This window comes from Actinomyces sp. B33 (assembly GCF_028437565.1).
GTDB lineage: Bacteria > Actinomycetota > Actinomycetes > Actinomycetales > Actinomycetaceae > Pauljensenia.
On sequence record NZ_JAMRYR010000002.1, the window covers coordinates 201,262 to 221,201 of the forward strand.

Annotated in this window: 17 protein-coding genes and 3 tRNA genes; 16 read left to right on the forward strand and 4 right to left on the reverse strand. The window is 70.5% G+C overall.

The genetic code is table 11. The annotated features are described in order from the left end of the window. Positions 1 to 34: 34 nt before the first annotated feature. Together M3T53_RS03365 and M3T53_RS03370 are read right to left on the reverse strand one after the other, a co-directional pair. Positions 35 to 1,144, reverse strand: coding sequence for a sialidase family protein (locus M3T53_RS03365; RefSeq protein ID WP_272433045.1), 1,110 nt, complete (start codon positions 1,142 to 1,144; stop codon positions 35 to 37). A 304-nt stretch (positions 1,145 to 1,448) separates the two neighbouring features. Beyond that, positions 1,449 to 1,826, reverse strand: coding sequence for a hypothetical protein (locus tag M3T53_RS03370; RefSeq protein WP_272433046.1), 378 nt, complete (start codon positions 1,824 to 1,826; stop codon positions 1,449 to 1,451). 618 nt (positions 1,827 to 2,444) lie between these two features. Here M3T53_RS03370 and M3T53_RS03375 point away from each other — a divergent pair. The 5 genes from M3T53_RS03375 (at position 2,445) to M3T53_RS03395 (ending at position 8,056) form a co-directional block, all read left to right on the forward strand. After that, positions 2,445 to 3,917, forward strand: coding sequence for an alanine/glycine:cation symporter family protein (locus M3T53_RS03375; protein WP_272433047.1), 1,473 nt, complete (start codon positions 2,445 to 2,447; stop codon positions 3,915 to 3,917). An 18-nt stretch (positions 3,918 to 3,935) separates the two neighbouring features. Next, entirely contained in the window at positions 3,936 to 4,712 is a 777-nt protein-coding gene (locus M3T53_RS03380; protein ID WP_272433048.1) for a fumarylacetoacetate hydrolase family protein, read from the forward strand. An 86-nt stretch (positions 4,713 to 4,798) separates the two neighbouring features. Beyond that, positions 4,799 to 6,277: a purine-cytosine permease family protein gene (locus M3T53_RS03385; protein WP_272433049.1), complete on the forward strand. Its 1,479-nt coding sequence runs from the start codon at positions 4,799 to 4,801 to the stop codon at positions 6,275 to 6,277. 1 nt (position 6,278) lies between these two features. After that, complete coding sequence (locus tag M3T53_RS03390; protein WP_272433050.1) at positions 6,279 to 7,103, forward strand: purine-nucleoside phosphorylase; 825 nt, start codon at positions 6,279 to 6,281, stop codon at positions 7,101 to 7,103. Between the two features lie 131 nt (positions 7,104 to 7,234). Further along, entirely contained in the window at positions 7,235 to 8,056 is an 822-nt protein-coding gene (locus M3T53_RS03395) for a TraX family protein (protein WP_272433051.1), read from the forward strand. 70 nt (positions 8,057 to 8,126) lie between these two features. Here the strand turns inward: M3T53_RS03395 and M3T53_RS03400 are convergent, their stop codons facing one another. Next, positions 8,127 to 9,296 carry a MalY/PatB family protein gene (locus M3T53_RS03400; RefSeq protein WP_272433052.1) on the reverse strand — a complete coding sequence of 390 codons (1,170 nt, stop codon included), beginning with the start codon at positions 9,294 to 9,296 and terminating at the stop codon, positions 8,127 to 8,129. Positions 9,297 to 9,641: 345 nt separating this feature from the next. On the opposite strand from M3T53_RS03400, the gene gltX reads away from it, so the two are divergent. The 8 genes from gltX (at position 9,642) to M3T53_RS03440 (ending at position 15,476) form a co-directional block, all read left to right on the forward strand. Continuing rightward, a complete protein-coding gene (gltX, locus tag M3T53_RS03405; RefSeq protein ID WP_272433053.1) occupies positions 9,642 to 11,147 on the forward strand; it encodes a glutamate--tRNA ligase in 1,506 nt (501 codons plus the stop codon). Between the two features lie 293 nt (positions 11,148 to 11,440). Further along, positions 11,441 to 11,512, forward strand: a tRNA-Gln gene (locus M3T53_RS03410). A gap of 30 nt (positions 11,513 to 11,542) precedes the next feature. Next, a tRNA-Glu gene (locus tag M3T53_RS03415) sits at positions 11,543 to 11,615 on the forward strand. 45 nt (positions 11,616 to 11,660) lie between these two features. Continuing rightward, a tRNA-Glu gene (locus tag M3T53_RS03420) sits at positions 11,661 to 11,733 on the forward strand. A 188-nt stretch (positions 11,734 to 11,921) separates the two neighbouring features. Beyond that, on the forward strand, positions 11,922 to 12,890 hold the full coding sequence (locus M3T53_RS03425; RefSeq protein ID WP_272433054.1) for a metal ABC transporter substrate-binding protein: 969 nt from the start codon (positions 11,922 to 11,924) through the stop codon (positions 12,888 to 12,890). Next, a complete protein-coding gene (locus M3T53_RS03430) occupies positions 12,887 to 13,666 on the forward strand; it encodes a metal ABC transporter ATP-binding protein (RefSeq protein ID WP_272433055.1) in 780 nt (259 codons plus the stop codon). The genes M3T53_RS03425 and M3T53_RS03430 overlap by 4 nt, the downstream gene beginning before the upstream one ends. Further along, entirely contained in the window at positions 13,663 to 14,610 is a 948-nt protein-coding gene (locus M3T53_RS03435) for a metal ABC transporter permease (protein WP_272433056.1), read from the forward strand. The genes M3T53_RS03430 and M3T53_RS03435 overlap by 4 nt, the downstream gene beginning before the upstream one ends. Continuing rightward, complete coding sequence (locus M3T53_RS03440) at positions 14,607 to 15,476, forward strand: metal ABC transporter permease (protein WP_272433057.1); 870 nt, start codon at positions 14,607 to 14,609, stop codon at positions 15,474 to 15,476. Before M3T53_RS03435 ends, M3T53_RS03440 begins: the two co-directional genes overlap by 4 nt. Before the next feature lie 25 nt (positions 15,477 to 15,501). Here the strand turns inward: M3T53_RS03440 and M3T53_RS03445 are convergent, their stop codons facing one another. Continuing rightward, positions 15,502 to 16,236 (reverse strand): IclR family transcriptional regulator, encoded by a 735-nt coding sequence (locus tag M3T53_RS03445; RefSeq protein ID WP_272433058.1) that lies wholly within the window; start codon positions 16,234 to 16,236, stop codon positions 15,502 to 15,504. Between the two features lie 152 nt (positions 16,237 to 16,388). Between M3T53_RS03445 and leuC the strand changes: the two genes are divergently transcribed. The 3 genes from leuC (at position 16,389) to murA (ending at position 19,939) form a co-directional block, all read left to right on the forward strand. Next, positions 16,389 to 17,789: a 3-isopropylmalate dehydratase large subunit gene (leuC, locus tag M3T53_RS03450; protein ID WP_272433059.1), complete on the forward strand. Its 1,401-nt coding sequence runs from the start codon at positions 16,389 to 16,391 to the stop codon at positions 17,787 to 17,789. A 26-nt stretch (positions 17,790 to 17,815) separates the two neighbouring features. Next, a complete protein-coding gene (gene leuD / locus M3T53_RS03455; protein WP_272433060.1) occupies positions 17,816 to 18,475 on the forward strand; it encodes a 3-isopropylmalate dehydratase small subunit in 660 nt (219 codons plus the stop codon). 138 nt (positions 18,476 to 18,613) lie between these two features. Next, positions 18,614 to 19,939 carry a UDP-N-acetylglucosamine 1-carboxyvinyltransferase gene (gene murA, locus M3T53_RS03460; RefSeq protein ID WP_272433061.1) on the forward strand — a complete coding sequence of 442 codons (1,326 nt, stop codon included), beginning with the start codon at positions 18,614 to 18,616 and terminating at the stop codon, positions 19,937 to 19,939. Position 19,940 lies beyond the last annotated feature (1 nt).

A 19,940-nucleotide genomic window follows, 5' to 3' on the forward strand; every position in this document is an offset into this window, starting at 1 on the left:
GGTGGGGGTGGGCGCGCCGCCGGGGGCGCGGGGATCAGGGGTGGGGCCGGGGAGTGACGAGGGGCGGCGCGGCGAAGCCCGGGGCTCCCCGACGGGGGATGAGGCGGGCGGTCGCGGGGCCGGGGAGGATCTCGTCGAGGCCGATGACGGCGACGAGGAGGCTCCGGTAGTCGTCGGCCTCCCAGGCGAGGACGAGGGTCTCGTCGTCGAGGGCGGCGAGGACGGAGTAGGCGGCGGCCCCCTCGTCGACGAGGATCGCGGGCCCCCACGACGCCCCTTCGTCGGGGGACACCCGCAGACTCAGGCGCCCTCGCCCCTCGGGGTGGTCGCACAGGGAGGCGACGAGGAGCCCGCCGATGCGGGTGAGGCCCCCGTTGCACGCGGGGTCGACGAGGGCGTCGACGGGCAGGGGCGACGAGAAGACGCGGCCCCCGTCGTGCGACAGGGCCTGGCGCCGCCGGGGAGTGGCGCGCGCGTGCATGAGGACGCGCGGGGCCGCGTCGGGGGCCGAGGCGGGGGAGGACAGGCCGACGACTTTGCTCTCGTCGCAGTCGGGTCCGACCGGCGAGCCCATCTGCCATGTGGCCCCGTGGTCGGCGGAGGTCGCGCACATCGCCCAGTCCTGCCCGTCGATCCGGGCAACGAAGGGCTGGGCGAGGGAGCCGTCGGACAGGACCGCGCCGTTGCCGCTCGCGCAGAACATGCCGGCGACTCCGCGGGGGCGCAGGGCGCTGAGGTCGCGATGCTCCCAGGTGAGGCCGTCGTCGTCGGAGGAGGCGAGCCACAGTTCCAGGCCCGGCGCGTCGGCGCGGGCGGAGAAGTAGGACTCCCCGGTGGAGCCGACGTACCAGCAGTGGATGCGGCCCGTGGCCGGGTCGACGGTCAACGAGGCGTCGCCGAATCCGTGCCCGGGCGCGTGGCGGCGCAGGGGGCGCGGCGGCGACCACGTCAGTCCGGCGTCGTCGCTGTGGCGCACGGCGATGTCGAAGTCGGCGGGCAGGTCGCGCCAGTCGGCGCGCACGTCGTAGGCCGCGATGATGCGGCCGCGGGGCGTCACCGTCAGGGCGGGGATCCGGTAGAGGGGCCTGTCGAAGGCCGAGCCGGGGAAGGGGTCGCCCGCACGGGCCAGGACGTGGGTTCTCATGGCAGTGATTCTCCCAGACGGGCCCGCCGTGATCGCGGTGCCGTGCCAGGCGCCCCGCCCGTCTTCACTGGTGGTGGTCGGCTCCCGGTCCCGTGTTCCTCGGCGCGGGAGCGGCCCATGTCCGCCCGCCCGCGGCGGCTGGGGGCTCGGCGGTACGTCGTGGGTGAAGGAAGTGGGGCGTCCGGGAGATCGGTTCTTCTGCGCTCGAACGCGGCTGTCGGCGTTGCCGTCGGACGGCGAATTCTTCCAACGCGCTCGAACGGGACACGGGGTGCTGCGAGAATTCAGGTGCGCGGCAGGGGTGTCAATTCTCGCTCTTTGTCCGACTCCTGCTTCTCTCGTCGGCTCCGGAGCCATGAATGCCTCCTGCGCGAGTGGCAATGAGGGCTGCTCCAATGGAGAGTATGGGAATCACGAAGAGGGACGTGACTGAAGCGGTGTGGGCTATTGCGAGGAGAAGAATGAGGAGAATGAGGTCTCTCAGTAGGACGGAGAGTGGGACGGCCTGTATGCGCAACAGTGAGAACAGCCAGGCCAAAGCCGCGACGGCGATCAGACCGTGAAGGGAGTAGAAGACGGCTGGATAGGCGGCGTCGAATCCTTCGCGAACCTCCACGGCCGCGGCGAGCGCTCCACCTCCTATGAAATAGTGGAACAGGCCCGAACGATAGAGTTTCGTCATCGTCTCGCGACTCAAATCTCTTTCACCTCCCAATGCGTTTCATTCAATCGCCGTCTTGATCGGCGGGAATCCCCATTGGGGATAGAAGGCGACGCCTTTGCCCTGCCAGAGCGCGCCGGTGATCTTAGCGGCGATATCGACGAGAATCCGATCCCCAGGAGTGCCACTCCGCCGCTCAAAGCTGTTCCAACGGGTCCGCCCATGAGGGAGGATACTCCGATAAAGGCGGCTGCTCGGGCCTCGGGGCTGATTGAGACCACTGTGGGAGGCCACGTTTCGCCGTGTCGAGCGCCCGGGGCCCCGTCCGGCTGACCCCTGCGACGTGCGGGGTTGTCGCCTGCCGGTGGCGCGGGCGATCGTGCGGCCCGATGACAGCGCCGAGCCACGCGCGGACTCCACGGACTTCACCCCTCCGCCCTCTCCACCCCCTCTTCCGCGTCAGCCCCTCGTGCCGTCATCGCGACGACGGCCTCTCCCTGGGACGACTCAGAGCGATCCCGAGGCGTGGAGGGATTGCGAGGAGGCGCCCGTCGTGTGCGATGCTGGCTGGCGGCGCGCGTGCGCGCCCCGGCCGCCCGGCTCCAGGCCTGCGGGACCGGGAAGTGGGAAAGGACTGACGTGGACGCACTAGCGAAGTCGATTCTCGACGTGGCCGACTGGATCACCCTGCACCTGACGGTCTGGATCCTCATCGGGGCGGGCCTGTACCTGACGATCCGCAGCCGCGCCGTCCAAGTGCGCCACTTCCCGTCGATGGTCCGCGCGACCCTCGGCTCGCGCGGGGGTGCCGCCGGGGGGATCTCCTCCTTCCAGGCGTTCGCGATCTCCCTGGCGGCGCGCGTCGGCGTCGGCAACGTCTTCGGCGTCGCCGCGGCGCTGCTCATGGGCGGCCCCGGCGCGATCTTCTGGATGTGGGTCGTCGCCCTCGTCGGCATGGCCACCGCGTTCTTCGAGGCGACGCTCGCCCAGATCTTCAAGGTGCGCGCCTCCGACGGGACCTTCCGCGGCGGCCCGGCCTTCTACATGGCGCGGGGCATGCGCAGCAGGGCGATGGGCGCCGTCTTCGCCGTCATCACGGTCGTCACCTGCGCCTTCGTCATCACCTCCGTCCAGTCGAACGCCGTCGCCGGCACCCTGTCGGCCGCGTTCGGCCAAGGGGCTAACCAGCCGATCCCCGGCCTCGGCGACTACTCGGCCGCTCAACTGACGGTCGCCGGCCTGATCTTCGTCTTCACGGCGATGGTGATCTTCGGCGGGATCCGCACGGTCGCCCGGGTCACCGAATGGATGGCGCCGATCATGGCGCTGATCTACATCGCCATGGTCGCCGTCGTCTGCCTCCTCAACATCGGCCGCTTCGGCGAGGTCCTCGGGCAGATCCTCTCCTCCGCCTTCGCCCCCGAGCCCCTCGTGTCCGGCCTGGGCGGCGGCCTTCTCGCGGCGATCATCAACGGCACCAAGCGCGGCCTCTTCTCCAACGAGGCGGGCCAGGGCACCGCCCCTAACGCCGCAGCCACCGCCACCGTCGCCCACCCCGTCCAGCAGGGGCTCATCCAGTCTCTCGGCGTCTTCGTCGACACCATCGTCGTATGCACCGCCACCGCCTTCGTCATCCTCATCGCCGGCCCCGACGTGTGGGGGGCCGAGGGCGCGAACCCGTCGAACCTGACGACCCTGGCGGTCGCCAGCGAACTCGGCGCGTGGACGGTCGTCCCCATGGCGATCCTCATCTTCGTCCTCGCCTTCTCGTCGATCATCGCCGCCTACGTGTACTCCGAGACGAATATGAGCTATCTCGTCTCCGACTCGACGGCGGCGACCTGGTTCGTCCGCGTCCTCTCGGTCTGCTCGGCGACCCTCGGAGGACTCGTCTCCCTCGACCTCGTGTGGAACTCCGTCGACATCGCGATGGCCGTCATGACGATCACCAACCTCGTCGCCCTCGTCGTCCTGTCCGCGTGGGGCCTGGGGGCGCTGAGGGACTACGAGGCCCAGCGCCGCGCCGGCGTCGTCTCCCCTGTGTTCTCCGGGGTCGGCAATCCGCATCTGCCCGGCGACCTCCCCGGGGAGGTCTGGGCCGACCGGGAGTGACGCAGTAGGCTCCATCCCATGAGAATCGTTCGTTTTTCCGACGGGGACAGCCCCCGTTACGGCGTCCTTGAGGACGACTCCACCCGCATCGTCGTCCTCAAGGGGGACCCTCTCTTCGCGCCCATCGAGCCCGACGGCCGCATCGTCGAACTCGACGAGGTCCGCCTCCTGTCGCCGGTGATCCCCCGCTCGAAGGTCGTCGGCCTGGCCGGCACGTACGGAGACGCCCAGCGCTGGCGCGACGACGGGACCCTGATCCCGCCGGGCCTGTTCCTCAAACCGAACACCTCGGTCATCGGCCCCGACGACCCGGTGGTCAACCCCGCGTGGGCCCGCGACGTCCTCCACGAGGGCGAGCTCGCCGTCGTCATCAAGACCCTCGCCAAGGACGTGCCGGCCGACCGCGCCGACGAGGTGATCCTCGGGTACACCTGCGCCGACGACGTCACCGCCTCGGGGTCCATGTCGCCCGGGGCCCCCTGGTCGACCGCCAAGGGCTTCGACACCGCCTGCCCCCTGGGGCCGTGGATCGTCGTCGACCCCGGGCTGGACGTGTCGAACCTGACGGTGACGACCTCGGTCGACGGCCGGGTGTGCGGGCGCGGCTCGACCGCCGACCTCAACATGTCCGTCGCGCAGATCGTCTCCTACGCCTCGAGCGTGTTCACCCTCCTGCCCGGCGACGTCATCATCACCGGAGCCCCGGCGGCGACCGGCGCCGTCGAGGCCGGCCGGCTCGTCGAAGTCGAGATCGAGGGGATCGGGACCCTCTCGACCCCCGTGCGCAGCTCCTAGCCGTACCAGGCCTCCCCCCCCGGTCAGGCCGCGCTCCGCGGACCCGAGGGGCCCGAGAATCCCGTCACTTCGTCAGAAAGGCCGTCATGTCCACCGCATCAGTCCCCGACGCCCCGCAGCAGGGCGCCCTCGCCGTCGAGATGGCCGGTCTCGACGTCATCCCCGAATCCGACCGCAAGGGCCGCCCCGCGGACCTGTTCATGCCGTGGTTCGCCGCGAACATCTCCGTCCTGGGGATCTCCTGGGGCTCGTGGGTCCTCGGGTTCGGCATCTCCTTCGTCCAGGCGGTCGTCGTCTCCGTCATCGGCGTCGCCCTGTCGTTCCTCGTGTGCGGCCTCATCGCCATCGCGGGCAAACGGGGCTCGGCCCCGACCCTCGTCCTGTCGCGCGCCGCCTTCGGGTACAACGGCAACCGCATCTCCGCGGTCATCTCGTGGATCCTCACCGTCGGGTGGGAGACCTTCCTGTGCGTCATGGCGGTCCAGGCCAGCGCCACCGTCATGGGGGCCCTCGGGTTCTCCAACCACCTCGCCGCCCAGGTCATCTCCCTCGTCCTCGTCGTCGCCCTGGCCGCGGGATCGGGCATCCTCGGCTTCGACATGATCATGCGCGTCCAGACGTGGATCACGTGGGCGACGGCGGTCCTCACGGTGATCTACCTCGTCCTCGCGTTCCCGACGATCGACATGGGCGCCGTCATGGCTCTGCCCGCCGGGTCGACGGCGGCCGTCGTCGGCGCCGGCTGCATGCTGCTCGTCGGCTTCGGCTTCGGGTGGATCAACGCCGCCGCGGACTACTCGCGCTACCTGCCCCGCCGGGCCTCGACCGCGGGCGTCGTCGGCTGGACGACCTTCGGCGCCGCCCTGCCGACCGTCGTCCTCGTCTTCTTCGGCCTGCTCCTGGCCGGGTCGAACGCCGAGCTCAACGAGGCGGTGTCCGCCGACCCCATCGGCGCGTTGACGACGATCCTGCCGACCTGGTTCCTCATCCCCTTCGCGCTCGTCGCCATCCTCGGCCTCGTCGGCGGCATCATCATGGACATCTACTCGTCGGGCCTGTCCCTCCTGGCGACCGGCGCCCCGGTGTCGCGGCCGGTGGCCACGGCGATCGACGGGACGATCATGACGCTCGGCACGATCGTCGTCGTGTTCTTCTCCGACTCGTTCTTCGGCCCCTTCCAGGGGTTCTTGACGACCCTGGGCGTCGTCATCGCCGGGTGGGGCGGGGTCATGCTCGCCGACATCGCCCTGCGCCGCAAGGACTACGACGAGCCGTCGCTCTTCACGCCCTCGGGCCGCTACGGGTCGGTCAACTGGGGCGCGATCGTCTCCCTGGCGCTCGCCTCCCTCATCGGCTGGGGCCTCGTCGTCAACACGTCGGCCTCGTGGCTGTCGTGGCAGGGCTACCTCCTCGGCGTCATCGGCGGCAAGGAGGGCGCGTGGGCGTTCTCGAACATCGGGATCCTCCTGGCCCTCGTCATCGGTTTCGTCGGCTACCTGGCGACGTCGAGCGGCCGCGTGCGCGCCCAGGAGCGCGAGGAGTCCCGCGTCTTCGGGGAGCAGTGACATGGGCGCCCAGACCGATCCGCCCGATCCTCGCTTCGCCGCGGCCCTCCTCGACGAGCCGACGAGGCGGGGGGCGCGTCTCCTCGCCGAGCGCACCGGGGCGGCGCGCCACGACGTCCTCGTCGTCCTGGGGTCCGGCTTGGCCTCGGCCCTCGATGGCGCCGACGGGTGGGGGAGCCCGGCCGCGACCCTCGCTCTGTCGGACCTGCCCGGCGTCCTCGCGCCCGTGGCCGACGGGCACGTCGACGAACTGCGCTCCTACGAGCGCGACGGCGCCCGCGTCCTCGTCGCCCTGGGGCGCACTCACCTGTACGAGGGCGTCGAGCCCGCGCGGGTGACCGCCCTGGCGCGCATCGCCGCCGCCGCGGGGGCGGGCCGGGCGGTCCTGGCCAATGCGAACGGGTGCCTGAGGGACTGGGGGCTCGGAGACGTCATGGCGATCACCGACCACGTCAACCTGTCGGGGTCGTCGCCGCTGACCGGCCCCCTGTTCTGCGACCCGACGGGCACGTGGGACGCGGGTCTCGCCCGGGTCCTCGATGGGGTGTGCCAGCGCTCCGGAACGTACGCGATCCTGCGGGGCCCCGAGTACCAGACGCGCGCCGAGACGCGGATCCTCGCGGCCCTGGGCGTCGACTGCGTCGGCATGTCGACGGTCATGGAGGCGCTGACCCTGCACGCCCTGGGGGTCCGCGTCGCCGGCATGTCGGTGGTGTCGGACCTGTCGTTCGCCGATTCCCCGACGGATCCGACGGCGGTCGTCGAGGCCGCCACTGCCGCGGGCGCCACCGTCCGCACGGGCGTTGAGGCGGTCATCGCCTCCTGACCGAAGGACCGTCGGCGAACGCGGATCGGGGGCGATGAGGGGAGAAACAGGGGGTTCCTGGATATCGGGGGCCGTGTCGGCGGGATGAGGATTCTTTTCAGGGCATAAATCCCATTGAAAGGAAGGCCTCGATGCCATCGCCGCTCCCCTCATCGCCTCGACCTCTTCTCGCCGAACGAGAGTTCCACGCCGACCCCGGCTCCGCGGTGCGACCTCGTCGATTCGGGATCAACCAGTACTGGATCAAACTCGCGATGGCGGCGCTCATGGTCACCGATCATCTCGAGCACGTTCCCGGGCTCATCGATCCCAATCTCGCCCTCGCCTTCCATGTCATCACCCGTTGCGTCGCCGTCTGGTTCGCCTACGGCGCGGTCGAGGGAGTCCTCCATACGCGAGACCTGAGGAGGTACCTCATTCGACTGTGGGGCGCGGCGGCCATCATGTTCCTCGGCAACGCGCTCCTCACCCGTCTGCTCGCCACACGCGGACTCGTCCACTTCGAGAACAACATCTTCTTGACCCTCGCCATCGGCGTCTCGCTGATCGCCGTCGCGCGCATGATCGTCAACCCGATGGCGCGGGGAGTCTACCTGGCGGTTATGGGCGTCGTCGGGGCCGTCGTGGGCGGGATCGTCGAGGGCGGCAATGTCATCATCCCGTTCATGCTCATCACTTTCGCCGCGTACCGGCGTCCTGTAGTCAGAGATATCGGCTACGTCCTGTTCGCGGTGGTGCTCTTCGCCATGTCGTGGGTGCCGTATTCGACGCCGGAGCAAACCCTGTCGATGCTCGCCTTCAACTCCGACTTCATGCTGATCCTCGTCATCCCGGTCCTGCACCTGTACAACGGGGAGCGCGGTCCGCACACGGCGTTCTCCAAGTACTTCTTCTACGTGTTCTATCCGGCGCACCTGTGGCTGCTCGCCCTCATCGCCTACATGCGGGCGTAGGGCCGGGCCGGCGCGGCTCCCGGCCCGGCGGCCGTGAACCGCGCCCGCATGGATGCGCAGAGGTCGGGCGTCACAGGATCGACAGGGCGGCCTCGGCGATCCGCGCGGCCGCGTCCGGCGAGCAGGCGAGGTTGATCCGCGCCCACTGCTCGTAGCCGGCCCCCAGGGCGCGCCCCGCGTTGGCTGCCACGCCGGCCCGGGAGAGCAGCTCGTCGGCGGGGGCTCCTCCCAGACCGGCGTCGGCGAACCCCCACCAGGTGAGGTAGGTGCCCTCGGGGCGGGTGAAGTCGATGGGTGAGCCCGCCAGGGCGTCGGCGACGATGGCGACGTTGCCGGCGACGATCGCGCAGACCTCGTCGAGCCAGTCGATGCCGTGCCGGTAGGCGGCGATGGCGCCGATCGCGCCGATGGTCGTCGCCCCGTGGGACAGGTGGGCGGCCCGTTCGTCCCACCGCTCGCGCAGGGCGCCGTCGGGCAGGATCACCTGGGCGCTGGGCAGTCCGGCGATATTCCACCCCTTCGACGCGGCGGTGGCCGTGACGGCGCGCGAGGCCGCCTCCGGGCTGAGCCGCGCGTAGGAGGTGAAGGCGGTGGCAGGGTCGAGGATCAGGGGGGAGTGGATCTCGTCGGCGAAGACGAGGGCGTCGTAGTCGGCGACGACGGCGTCGAGGGCGGCGAGCTCGGCGCGGGTGAGGACCCGCCCCGTCGGGTTCCACGGGTTGCACACGACGACGAGGCCGGCGCCGGCCTCCAGGCCCGCGCGGATCCCGTCGAGGTCGAGGGCCCAGCCGCGCCCATCGGCGTCGTCCCCGTGGCGGGAGGGGACTTCGATGACCGGGTGGCCGAGTTCGCCGGGGATCGTCAGGAACGGCATGTACGCGGGGGTGGGGACGACGACGGGGGAGCCGGGGGCGGTGAGGTGCTCGATGGTGGCGCGCAGGGCGGGCAGGACTGAGGCGACGAGGCGGATGTGGTCGGGGTCGAGGCTCCAGCCGAAGCGCTCCTCCTGGAAGGAGGCGGTGGCCTCGGCGACGGCTCCGGCGAGCCAGGAGGGCTGGTAGCCCAGGAGCCCGGAGTCGATGGCCCCCTTCATCGCGTCGGCGACGGCGGGCGCGGTCGCGAAGTCCATTTCCGCGACCCAGGCGCCGATGACGGGGCCGCCGTCCGGGCGGGACATCCCTGTCCATTTGAGGGAGCCGGCTTCTCGCAGGTGGTCGTCGGTGAAGAATCGGACGGGCATGGGCGCTCCTGACGTGGGGGACCGGACCACTGTAGGCCCGGCGGGGGCCGGCCCGCCCGCCCGAGCCGCGCGCCCCGCCCCGAGGGCCGGCAGCTCGGGCGAAGTACGCGGACTGGTTTGTGCACCTGCGCTCCCCGCTCCCGAGGACCGGCGGCCATCATTGGGCTTTCGGGGCCGTCGCATCGTCGTCCCCCTCCTGCGGGTCGGCGCGTGGAGCGCCTCGGCGTTCCGGGCGCTCCCGGTGCGGCTGCTCCCGAGGGCTCGTGGAATGGCCCGGTGCCCGACCGGTCTCTCGTCCTCGGGCGCGACCCGCGGGTCCCGGCTCGCGATAGGATCGAGGGCATCATGAGTGAAACGACTGCCACCGGCTCCGACATCCGCGTCCGCTTCTGCCCCTCGCCGACGGGGACCCCCCATGTGGGCATGGTCCGCACCTGCCTGTTCAACTGGGCGTACGCCCGCCATACCGGGGGCACCTTCGTCTTCCGCATCGAGGACACGGACGCCGCCCGCGATTCCGAGGAGTCCTTCGAGCAGATCCTCGACTCCCTGCGCTGGCTGGGCCTGGACTGGGACGAGGGCGTCGACAAGGGCGGGCCGCACGGCCCCTACCGCCAATCCGAGCGCATGAACGTGTACAGGGACGTCGCGGCGCGCCTCCTGGAGGCCGGCTACGCCTACGAGTCCTACTCGACGCCCGAGGAGATCGAGGAGCGCCACCGGGCCAAGGGGGAGGACCCCAAGCTCGGCTACGACGGCTTCGACCGGGACCTGAGCGACGAGCAGATCGCCGCCTATCGCGCCGAGGGCCGCCGCCCCGTCCTGCGCATCCGCATGCCCGACGAGGATGTGACCTTCGTCGACCTGATCCGCGGGGAGATCACGTTCAAGGCCGGGTCGGTGCCCGACTATGTCATCGTCCGCGCCAACGGCGATCCCCTGTACACCCTCGTCAACCCCGTGGACGACGCCCTGATGAGGATCACCCACGTCCTGCGGGGCGAGGACCTCCTGTCGTCGACGCCTCGCCAGATCGTCCTGTACCGGGCTCTGGAGGCCATCGGCGTCGCCGAGTTCATGCCCCGGTTCGGGCACCTGCCGTACGTCATGGGGGAGGGGAACAAGAAGCTGTCCAAGCGCGACCCGGAGTCGAACCTCCTGCTGCACCGCGAGGCGGGGATGATCCCCGAGGGGCTGAACAACTACCTGGCTCTCCTGGGCTGGTCGATCGCCCCCGACCGCGACGTCTTCTCGATGGAGGAGATGGTCGGGGCCTTCGACATCGGCGACGTCAACCCGAACCCGGCCCGCTTCGATCAGAAGAAGTGCGTGGCGATCAACGCCGAGCAGATCCGGCTCCTGGGCGCCGAGGACTTCCGGGCGCGCCTCGTCCCGTTCCTCGCCCGCGAGGGGCTCGTCTCGGCCTCCTCCTACGAAGGCCTGGAGGCTGCCGAGCGCGCGGTGCTGGACGCCGCCGCGCCCCTGGCCCAGACCCGCATCCAGATGCTCGGCGAGGCCGGCCCCCTCATGCGCTTCCTGTTCGTCGGGGCCGACGAGATCGAGTACGACGAACGCGCCCTGGGCAAGCTCAAGGACTCGGCGCCCGACGTCCTGCGGGCGGCCGCCGAGGCGCTGTCCGGCGTGGAGGAGTTCACGGCGGAGGCGATCAAGTCCGCCCTCGACGCCGCGCTCGTCGAGGGGATGGGCATCAAGCCGCGCCTGGCGTTCGGCCCTCTCTTCGTGGCGATGACGGGCACGAACGTCTCGTTGCCGGTCGTCGACTCGATGGCGATCCTCGGGCGTGACGAGGCGTTGGCCCGGGTGTCGCGCCTGCTCGACCGGCTCGCCTGACGCGCGGGTCGCGGGACTCCGCAGGATCTGCGCGGCCAGAGCCGATCGCAGCCCCTCGCGGCGGGCCCTCCGCGATGAGGGGAGGGAATCCGGCTCGTGTGAGGCGGGGCGCGCGGGGTCGCGGTGGCCGCGGAGGCGCTGGATGGCGCCGCAGCCTGTTCGCGGCCGCCGGCCGTGGGCGCGCCCGCGCGCGTGAGAGTCGCCACTGCCGGAGGATTTGGCGTCGCGCTCGCCTTTCGGCTACTGTTTTCTCTTGTCGCCACGGGCGCGCAGCGCCTGAGGGGACAAGCTATTGGGGTATGGTGTAATTGGCAACACAGCTGATTCTGGTTCAGCCATTCTAGGTTCGAGTCCTGGTACCCCAGCGGTCGGAAGCCTCCTGGTTTCCCACTCAGGCCCCCATCGTCTAGCGGCCTAGGACGACGCCCTCTCACGGCGTTAACGCCGGTTCAAATCCGGCTGGGGGTACTCATCCGTCAACGGATGACATACACCTGGAGACAGGTCATACAGGCCCCCATCGTCTAGCGGCCTAGGACGACGCCCTCTCACGGCGTTAACGCCGGTTCAAATCCGGCTGGGGGTACCGATTCGGGGAGGCGCATCGCGCCTCCCCGATTCTCATCTGCGAACCGGAGGCGCCTCGATCTCTCCAATTTTTCGGGTGCACGAAATTCGTGACATCGATCTTGACTAAATGAGGGGGCCCTTAATACGGTGAGCGCGGCCTGAAAGGGGCCTGGAAAAATCGTCACCTCGAATGGAGTCACATCGATGGCACTGCTGAAGAAGCTGGGCGCCCTGTGCGCTGCGGGCACCCTCGTCGCAGGCTTGGCGGCCTGCGGATCCGACAACGCCGGAGCCTCCCAGAGCGCCCCCGCGCCGGATGCCCCGACTGGCGCCCTGACCGTCTTCGCCACCACAGGCTATCTCGGCGACGCCGTCGCCAATATCGCCCCCGAGGCGCAGGTCACCGTCATGGTCAAGCCCGGAGGAGACCCCCACACCTACCAGCCGACCACGCAGGACATCGAGGCCATGCAGAGCGCCGACGTCGTCGTGTGGAACGGCCTCCACCTCGAGGCCCTGATGACCGACCAGCTCGAATCCCAGGGCGACCGGGCCCTCGAAGTCGGCAAGAACATCCCCGCCGACCTCCTCCTCGACTGGCCCGAGACCGACGACCACGGCAACCCCCTCTACGACCCACACATCTGGAACTCCCCGGAGATCTGGCAGAACGTCGTCACCCAGGTCGCCGACAAGCTCGCCCAGGTCGATGCCGACAACGCCGACGCCTACAAGAAGAACGCCGAGGCCTACAACGCCAAGATCCAGGAGATCGACGAGAAGGCGGCGAAGACCTTCGAGACGATCCCCGAGGCAAACCGGGTCCTCATCACCGGCCACGACGCCTTCAACTACCTCGGCAACCGCTACAACATGACGGTCCACGCCACCGACTTCGTCACCTCCGAGGCCCAGCTGTCCGCCGCCGACCTCGAAGAGCTCGCCACCCTCATCGCCGACGCGAAGGTCCCGACGATCTTCGTCGACAACCTCCAGAACCCCCAGGCCATCACCTCCCTCCAGGAGGCCGTCGCCTCGAAGGGCTGGGACGTCAAGGTCGCCGACGAGGAGCTCTACGCCGACTCCCTGGGCGAGGCCGCCCCCGTCGACACCTACCTGGGCGTCTTCCAGCACAACATCGACGCCATCACCGCGGGACTGGGCGCCCAGTGACCGCCGCCGCTCCGTTCGCGCTCGACGCCCAGTCGATCTCCGTCGCCTACCGGGACACCCCCGTTCTCACAGGGGCGTCCGTGCGCATCCCGGAGAACACCGTCACCGGCATCGTCGGGCCGAACGGAGCGGGCAAGTCCACCCTCCTCAAGGCCGTCCTCGGGCTGATCCCGACATTGACCGGCAGCGTCTCCTACTGGGGCGAGCCCCTCGCGCAGGTCCGCCGCAGGGTCGGCTACATGCCCCAGTCCGCCTCCGTCGACTGGGACTTCCCCGCGACCGTCGCCGACGTCGTCCTCATGGGCACCTACGCCTCCCTCCGATGGGGCCGGCGCCCCGACCGCCGGGCCCGCACCGCGGCGCGGACGGCCCTCGAAGCAGTCGGCATGGACGACTTCGCCTCGCGCCAGATCGGCGAACTGTCCGGGGGGCAGAAGCAGCGGGTCTTCCTCGCCCGGGTCCTCGCGCAGGACCCGGATCTGTACGTGATGGACGAGCCCTTCGCCGGCATCGACGCGGTGTCCGAGCGGGCGATCATGCGGGTCCTGCGCCGCCTCAAGGACGACGGGCACACCCTCGTCCTCGTCCACCACGACCTGTCGACCCTGCGACGGGTCTGCGACCGCGTCGTCCTCCTCAACAAGGAGACCATCGCCCAGGGGGACGTCGAGACGGTCCTGACCGCAGACGCCCTCAGAGCGACCTACGGAGGGCCCGAGATGAACTGGGCGCTCGACGGCGGCGACGGCGGCGCGGACGATCGGGACGCTCGATGATCCTCGAGATCCTCACCCAGACGGTCTACCAGCGGGTCATCGTCGGCAGCGCCCTCATCGGGTTGAGCTGCGGCTTCCTCGGGTGCTTCACCTACCTGCGCCGCCAGTCCCTCGTCGCCGACGTCATCGGCCACTCGTCGATGCTCGGCGTCTCCCTCGCCTTCCTCGCGAGCGTCCTCCTGCTGGGCGTCGACGGGCGCAACATGCTCGTCATCGTCGTCATGTGCGGATTCGTCGGGGTCCTCGCGACCCTGGCGACGACGTGGCTGCCGAAGGGGACGAGGGCAGGGACCGATGCGGCGATGGCCGTCGTCCTGGCCCTGACCTTCGGCGGGGGGATGGCGCTCCTCGCCGAGATCCGGTCGCGGCCCTTCCCGTCGTCCAAGGCGGGGCTCGAAGACTACCTCTTCGGCAACGCGACGACCCTGACCTGGCAGGACATCAGGATCAACGCGGTCTTCGCCGTCGTCGCCATCCTCGTCGTCCTCGTGTTCTGGAACGATATCGCCCTGCTCGTCTTCGACCGGGACGCCGCGCGCGTCCTGGGGCGCAGCGTCCGACTCGTCGAAGTGCTCCTCGTCGGGGCGACCGTCGTCGGCATCGTCATCGGCCTCAAATCCGTCGGCCTGGTCCTCGTCGTCGCCTACGTGGTCCTCCCGTCGGCCGCCGCCCGGCAGTGGGTCGACTCGCTGGGCGCCATGGCGGCCCTGGCCGGGTGCTTCGGCCTGCTGTCGTCCGTCGTCGGATCGGTGATCTCGGTGGTGGCCGGGAAAGTGCCGTCCGGACCGACGACCGTCCTCGTCCTGACCGCCATCATGCTCGTCTCGCTCTTCCTGTCGCCCAAGCGCTCGGTCCTCATGCGCGCACGGCGCAGGCACGAGGCCAGGGACCGGCTCCTGGCCGGCGTCGCCTCCGGCGCGGCCGGGGGGAAGGACGCCGCATGACCCCGTACGCGATCGGCGTCCTCGCCCTCATGCTCCTGACCGCCCTGGCCTGCGCCCTGCCCGGCGCCTACCTGGTGACCTCGCGCCAGTCGATGCTCGTCGACGCGATGAGCCACGCGGCCTTCCCCGGGATCGTCCTGGCGGCCCTGATCTGGCCGATCGGATCCCCGCTGCTCGTCCTGGGGGCCACCGCCCTCGCCCTCGTCGTCGTCCTGGCCGCGCAGTGGGCGGCCGACAGCGGCCTCGTCCCCGAGGACGCCGCGCTCGGACTGGTGTTCCCGGCGCTCTTCTCCATCGGCGTGATCCTCCTATCGACGCGCTTCTCCCACCTGCACCTGCACGAGGACGCGGTGCTCGTCGGGGATCCGAACATCGTCGCGGTGATCCCCCTGACGTTTGCCGGTGTCAATCTGGGGCCGTCCTACGCGTGGGTCATGGGGCTCGTCGTCGCAGCCAACGTCGCGTTCCTCGCCCTGACCCACAGGAAGCTCGCCCTGGTCGTCATGGACCCGGACTACGCGGCGGTTCTCGGCCTGCCGGTGCGACGGCTGCGGTCCGCGGCGATGGTGATGACGGCGCTGACGCTCACGGCCTCGTTCCACGCGGCCGGGGCGGTCCTCGTCATCGCCTTCGTCGTCGTGCCCGCGGCGACCGCCGCCCTGTTCGCCACGAGTTTCCCCGGAGTCATCAGGGGGTCGGTCGTCATCGCCCTCGTCGTGACGACGGCGGCGTTCTTCGGGACGTACTGGACGAACCGCCCGACCTCGTCGTGGACGGCGCTCCTGTTCGGACTCGTGTTCGTCGTGTGCACCCTGGGCGTCAAGGCGTCGAGGCGCGCGCGGGCCCGCCGGGCGGGGAGCGCCTGAGGGTCAGGGGAGCGAGCCCCGGGGGTTAGATCCCCGGCTCGTCGACGCTGCGCAGGAAGTCGGAGAGGCGGTTCGCGGCGGCGACGACCGAGGGGCCGTGCTGGCGCCCGGGCTGGCGGCCCATGCGCTCGATGGGCCCGGAGATCGACAGGGCCGCGAGGACGCGGCCCGACGGGCCGCGTACCGGGGCGGACACGGAGGCGACGCCGGGCTCGCGCTCTCCGACGGACTGGGCCCAGCCGCGACGGCGCACCTGGGAGAGCATCGTCGCGTTGAAGGAGGCCCCGTACAGGCCCCGGTGGAGGCGGTCGGGCTCCTCCCAGGCCAGGAGGACCTGGGCGGCCGAGCCCGCGCTCATCGACAGGGTCGCGCCGACGGGGATGGAGTCGCGCAGGCCCATCTCGCGCTCGGAGGCGGCGACGCACACGCGGTAGTCGCCCTGGCGGCGGTAGAGCTGGGAGGACTCCTTCGAGTGATCGCGCAGGGCCTGGAGGACGGGCATGGCGGCGGACAGGAGGCGGTCCTCGCCGGCGGCGGAGGACAGCTCCTGCAGGCGCGGGCCCAGGACGAAGCGGCCCTGCATGTCTCGGGCGACCATCCGATGGTATTCGAGGGCGACCGCAAGGCGGTGGGCGGTTGGGCGTGCCAGTCCGGTGGCGGAGACGAGCTGGGCCAGGGTCGACGGTCCGGCTTCCAATGCGCCAAGGACCAGTGCGGCCTTATCCAAGACTCCCACGCCGCTCGATGTCGAGTCCTCCATGGCCACATTGTGCATCTCATGTGGTGAGATCACAAGTCTCGGTATCGTGAAACAGGCCGACGATGAGCCCGATGCCGCCGCGACGGCGCCCCGCCGATCCGGCGAGACCGCGCGAGAAGAGCCCCGGTGAGGACCGAGCGGAGGAGGAGACCATGACCGGCACGATGGCTGAGAAAGTCTGGGCCGACCACGTCGTCGCCCACGGGGAGGACGGGGCCCCCGACCTCCTCTACATCGACCTCCACCTCGTCCACGAGGTGACGAGCCCCCAGGCCTTCGAAGGGCTGCGCCTGGCCGGGCGGAGGGTCCGCCGCCCCGACCTGACGATCGCCACCGAGGACCACAACACGCCGACCGTCGACATCGACCTGCCGATCGCCGACGAGACGAGCCGCACCCAGATCCACACGCTGCGCTCGAACGCCGAGGAGTTCGGGATCCGCCTGCACTCCCTGGGGGACGCCGACCAGGGGATCGTCCACGTCGTCGGCCCCCAGCTGGGCCTGACCCAGCCCGGGATGACGATCGTGTGCGGCGACTCCCACACGTCCACCCACGGGGCCTTCGGCGCCCTCGCCCTGGGGATCGGCACCAGCCAGGTCGAACACGTCCTGGCCACCCAGACCCTGCCGCTCGCCCCCTTCAAGACGATGGCGATCACCATCGACGGGGCCCTGCCCGCCGGCTCGACGGCGAAGGACATCATCCTCGCCGTCATCGCCGCAATCGGCACCGGCGGGGGACAGGGCTACGTCCTCGAGTACCGGGGGCAGGCGATCCGCGACCTGTCGATGGAGGGGCGGATGACGATCTGCAACATGTCGATCGAGGCCGGCGCGCGCGCCGGCATGGTCGCCCCCGACGAGACGACCTTCGCCTACCTCAAAGGGCGCCCCCACGCCCCCGAGGGCGACGACTGGGACCGCGCCGTCGAGCACTGGCGGGCCCTGGCCTCCGACCCGGACGCCGTGTTCGACGCCGAGGTCGTCCTCGACGCCGCCGACATCGAGCCCTTCGTCACCTGGGGGACCAACCCCGGCCAGGGCGTCCCCCTGTCCGCCGCCGTCCCCGACCCCGAGGAGTTCGGCGACGACACCCGGCGGGCGGCCGCCGAACGGGCCCTGGAGTACATGGGCCTTGAGGCGGGCACGCCCATGCGCGACATCAAGGTCGACGCCGTGTTCCTCGGCTCATGCACCAACGGCCGCATCGAGGACCTGCGCGCCGCCGCCTCGATCCTCAAAGGACGGACCAAGGCCGAGGGGGTGCGCATGCTCGTCGTCCCCGGCTCCGCCCGGGTGCGCCTCCAGGCCGAGGCCGAGGGCCTGGACGCCGTGTTCCGCGACTTCGGAGCCGAATGGCGCAACGCCGGGTGCTCGATGTGCCTGGGGATGAACCCCGACCAGCTCGCCCCCGGGGAGCGCGCCGCGTCCACCTCGAACCGCAACTTCGAGGGTCGCCAGGGCAAGGGGTCGCGCACCCACCTCGTCTCGCCCCTCGTCGCCGCCGCGACCGCGGTCCGCGGAACCCTGTCGAGCCCCGCGGACCTGTGACCCGCGCCGCCCCCAAGGAGGCCCTCATGGACAAGTTCACGACCCACACCGGCATCGGCGTGCCGATGCGCCGCTCGAACGTCGACACCGACCAGATCATCCCCGCCGTCTACCTCAAGAGGATCACCCGCACCGGCTTCGAGGACGCCCTCTTCGCCGCCTGGCGCTCCGACCCGGGCTTCGTCCTCAACCAGGACGCCTACCGCGCCGGCTCCGTCCTCGTCGCCGGATCCGACTTCGGCACCGGCTCGTCGCGCGAGCACGCCGTCTGGGCCCTCAAGGACTACGGGTTCCGCGTCGTCCTGGCCCCGAAGTTCGCCGACATCTTCCGCGGCAACGCGGGCAAGCAGGGGCTCGTCGCCGGCGTCGTCTCCCAGGAGGACTGCGAGTCCCTGTGGAAGGTCCTGGAGAACGAGCCGGGCACGAGCGTCACCGTCTCCCTCGTCGACACGACGGTCGTCGCCGGCCCCGTCCACTGCTCCTTCCAGATCGACGACTACGTCCGCTGGTGCCTGATGGAAGGACTCGACGACATCGCCCTGACCCTGCGCGACGAGGACAGGATCAGCGCCTACGAGGCGACCCGCCCCTCATTCGCGCCGACGACCCTGCCCGCCCGCTTCCTCCCCAAGGAGGAGGTCGTGCCAGCCCGGCCCGTCCCCCTGGGGATGCCGGCCGTCCGCTGAGGGCCGACGCGGCCGCGGGACGCCGATCGGCACGGCGGTGTGGGGGATCCGACCCCGCCCCGGGCTCCCGCCCGCGCGCCCCTGCTCTACAGTGGATTCGACCATCACGAGCGCGACGGCCATCAGGAGTTGGTACTCATGACCTCTGTGCTGAGGATCGAGGGCGGGCACCCGCTCAACGGCACGATCACCGTGCGCGGGGCGAAGAACTTCGTCCCCAAGGCGATGGTGGCCTCCCTCCTGGGGGACAGCCCCTCCCAGCTCGACAACGTCCCGCTGATCCGCGACGTCGACGTCGTCTCCGACCTCCTGCGCCTGCACGGCGTCACCGTCGAGTTCGACCAGAAGCGGGGCCGGATGAGCCTCGACCCGACGAACGTCAAGGTCGCCTCCCGTTCCGATATCGACTCCCTCGGCGGGTCCTCGCGCATCCCGATCCTGTTCTGCGGACCCCTGCTCCACCAGCTCGGCGAGGCATTCATCCCCGAACTCGGCGGATGCGCCATCGGGGGGCGGCCCATCGACTTCCACCTCGATACGCTGCGCAAGTTCGGGGCGGTCGTCGACAAGCGCTCCGACGGCATCCACATCACCCGCCCCGCCGAGGGCCTGCGCGGGGCGATCATCGACTTGCCGTTCCCGTCGGTGGGGGCCACCGAGCAGACGCTCCTGACGGCCGTGCGCGCCGAGGGCATCACGATCCTGCGGGGCGCGGCCGTCGAGCCGGAGATCATGGACCTCATCAACGTCCTGCAGAAGATGGGGGCGATCATCTCGGTCGACACGGACCGGACGATCCGCATCGAGGGCGTCGACCGCCTCGTCGGCTACACGCACGTCGCCCTGCCCGACCGCATCGAGGCGGCCTCCTGGGCGGCGGCGGCGCTGGCGACCCGCGGCGACATCTACGTCCTGGGAGCCCACCAGCCGGACATGACGACCTTCCTCAACACCTTCCGCAAGGTCGGCGGCGCCTTCGACATCGACGCGGAGGGCATCCGCTTCTACCACCCCGGTGGGGAGCTGCACGCGATCGCCCTGGAGACGGGCGTCCACCCCGGGTTCATGACGGACTGGCAGCAGCCCCTCGTCGTCGCCCTCACCCAGGCCCGGGGCTTGTCGATCGTCCACGAGACCGTCTACGAGAAGCGCTTCGGCTTCACCGAGGCCCTCAACCAGATGGGCGCGCAGATCCAGGTGTACCGGGAGTGCCTGGGAGGGTCGGAGTGCCGATTCGGGCAGCGCAACTTCTACCACTCGGCGGTCGTGTCGGGGCCGACGCCCCTGCACGGCGCCGACATCGTCGTCCCCGACCTGCGCGGCGGGTTCTCCCACCTCATCGCGGCCCTGGCCGCCGAGGGCACGTCGACGGTCGCGGGCATCGACGTCATCGCGCGGGGCTACGAGCACTTCACGACGAAGCTCGGGCAACTCGACGCCCGCGTCGCCTACGCGGCGGACTGAC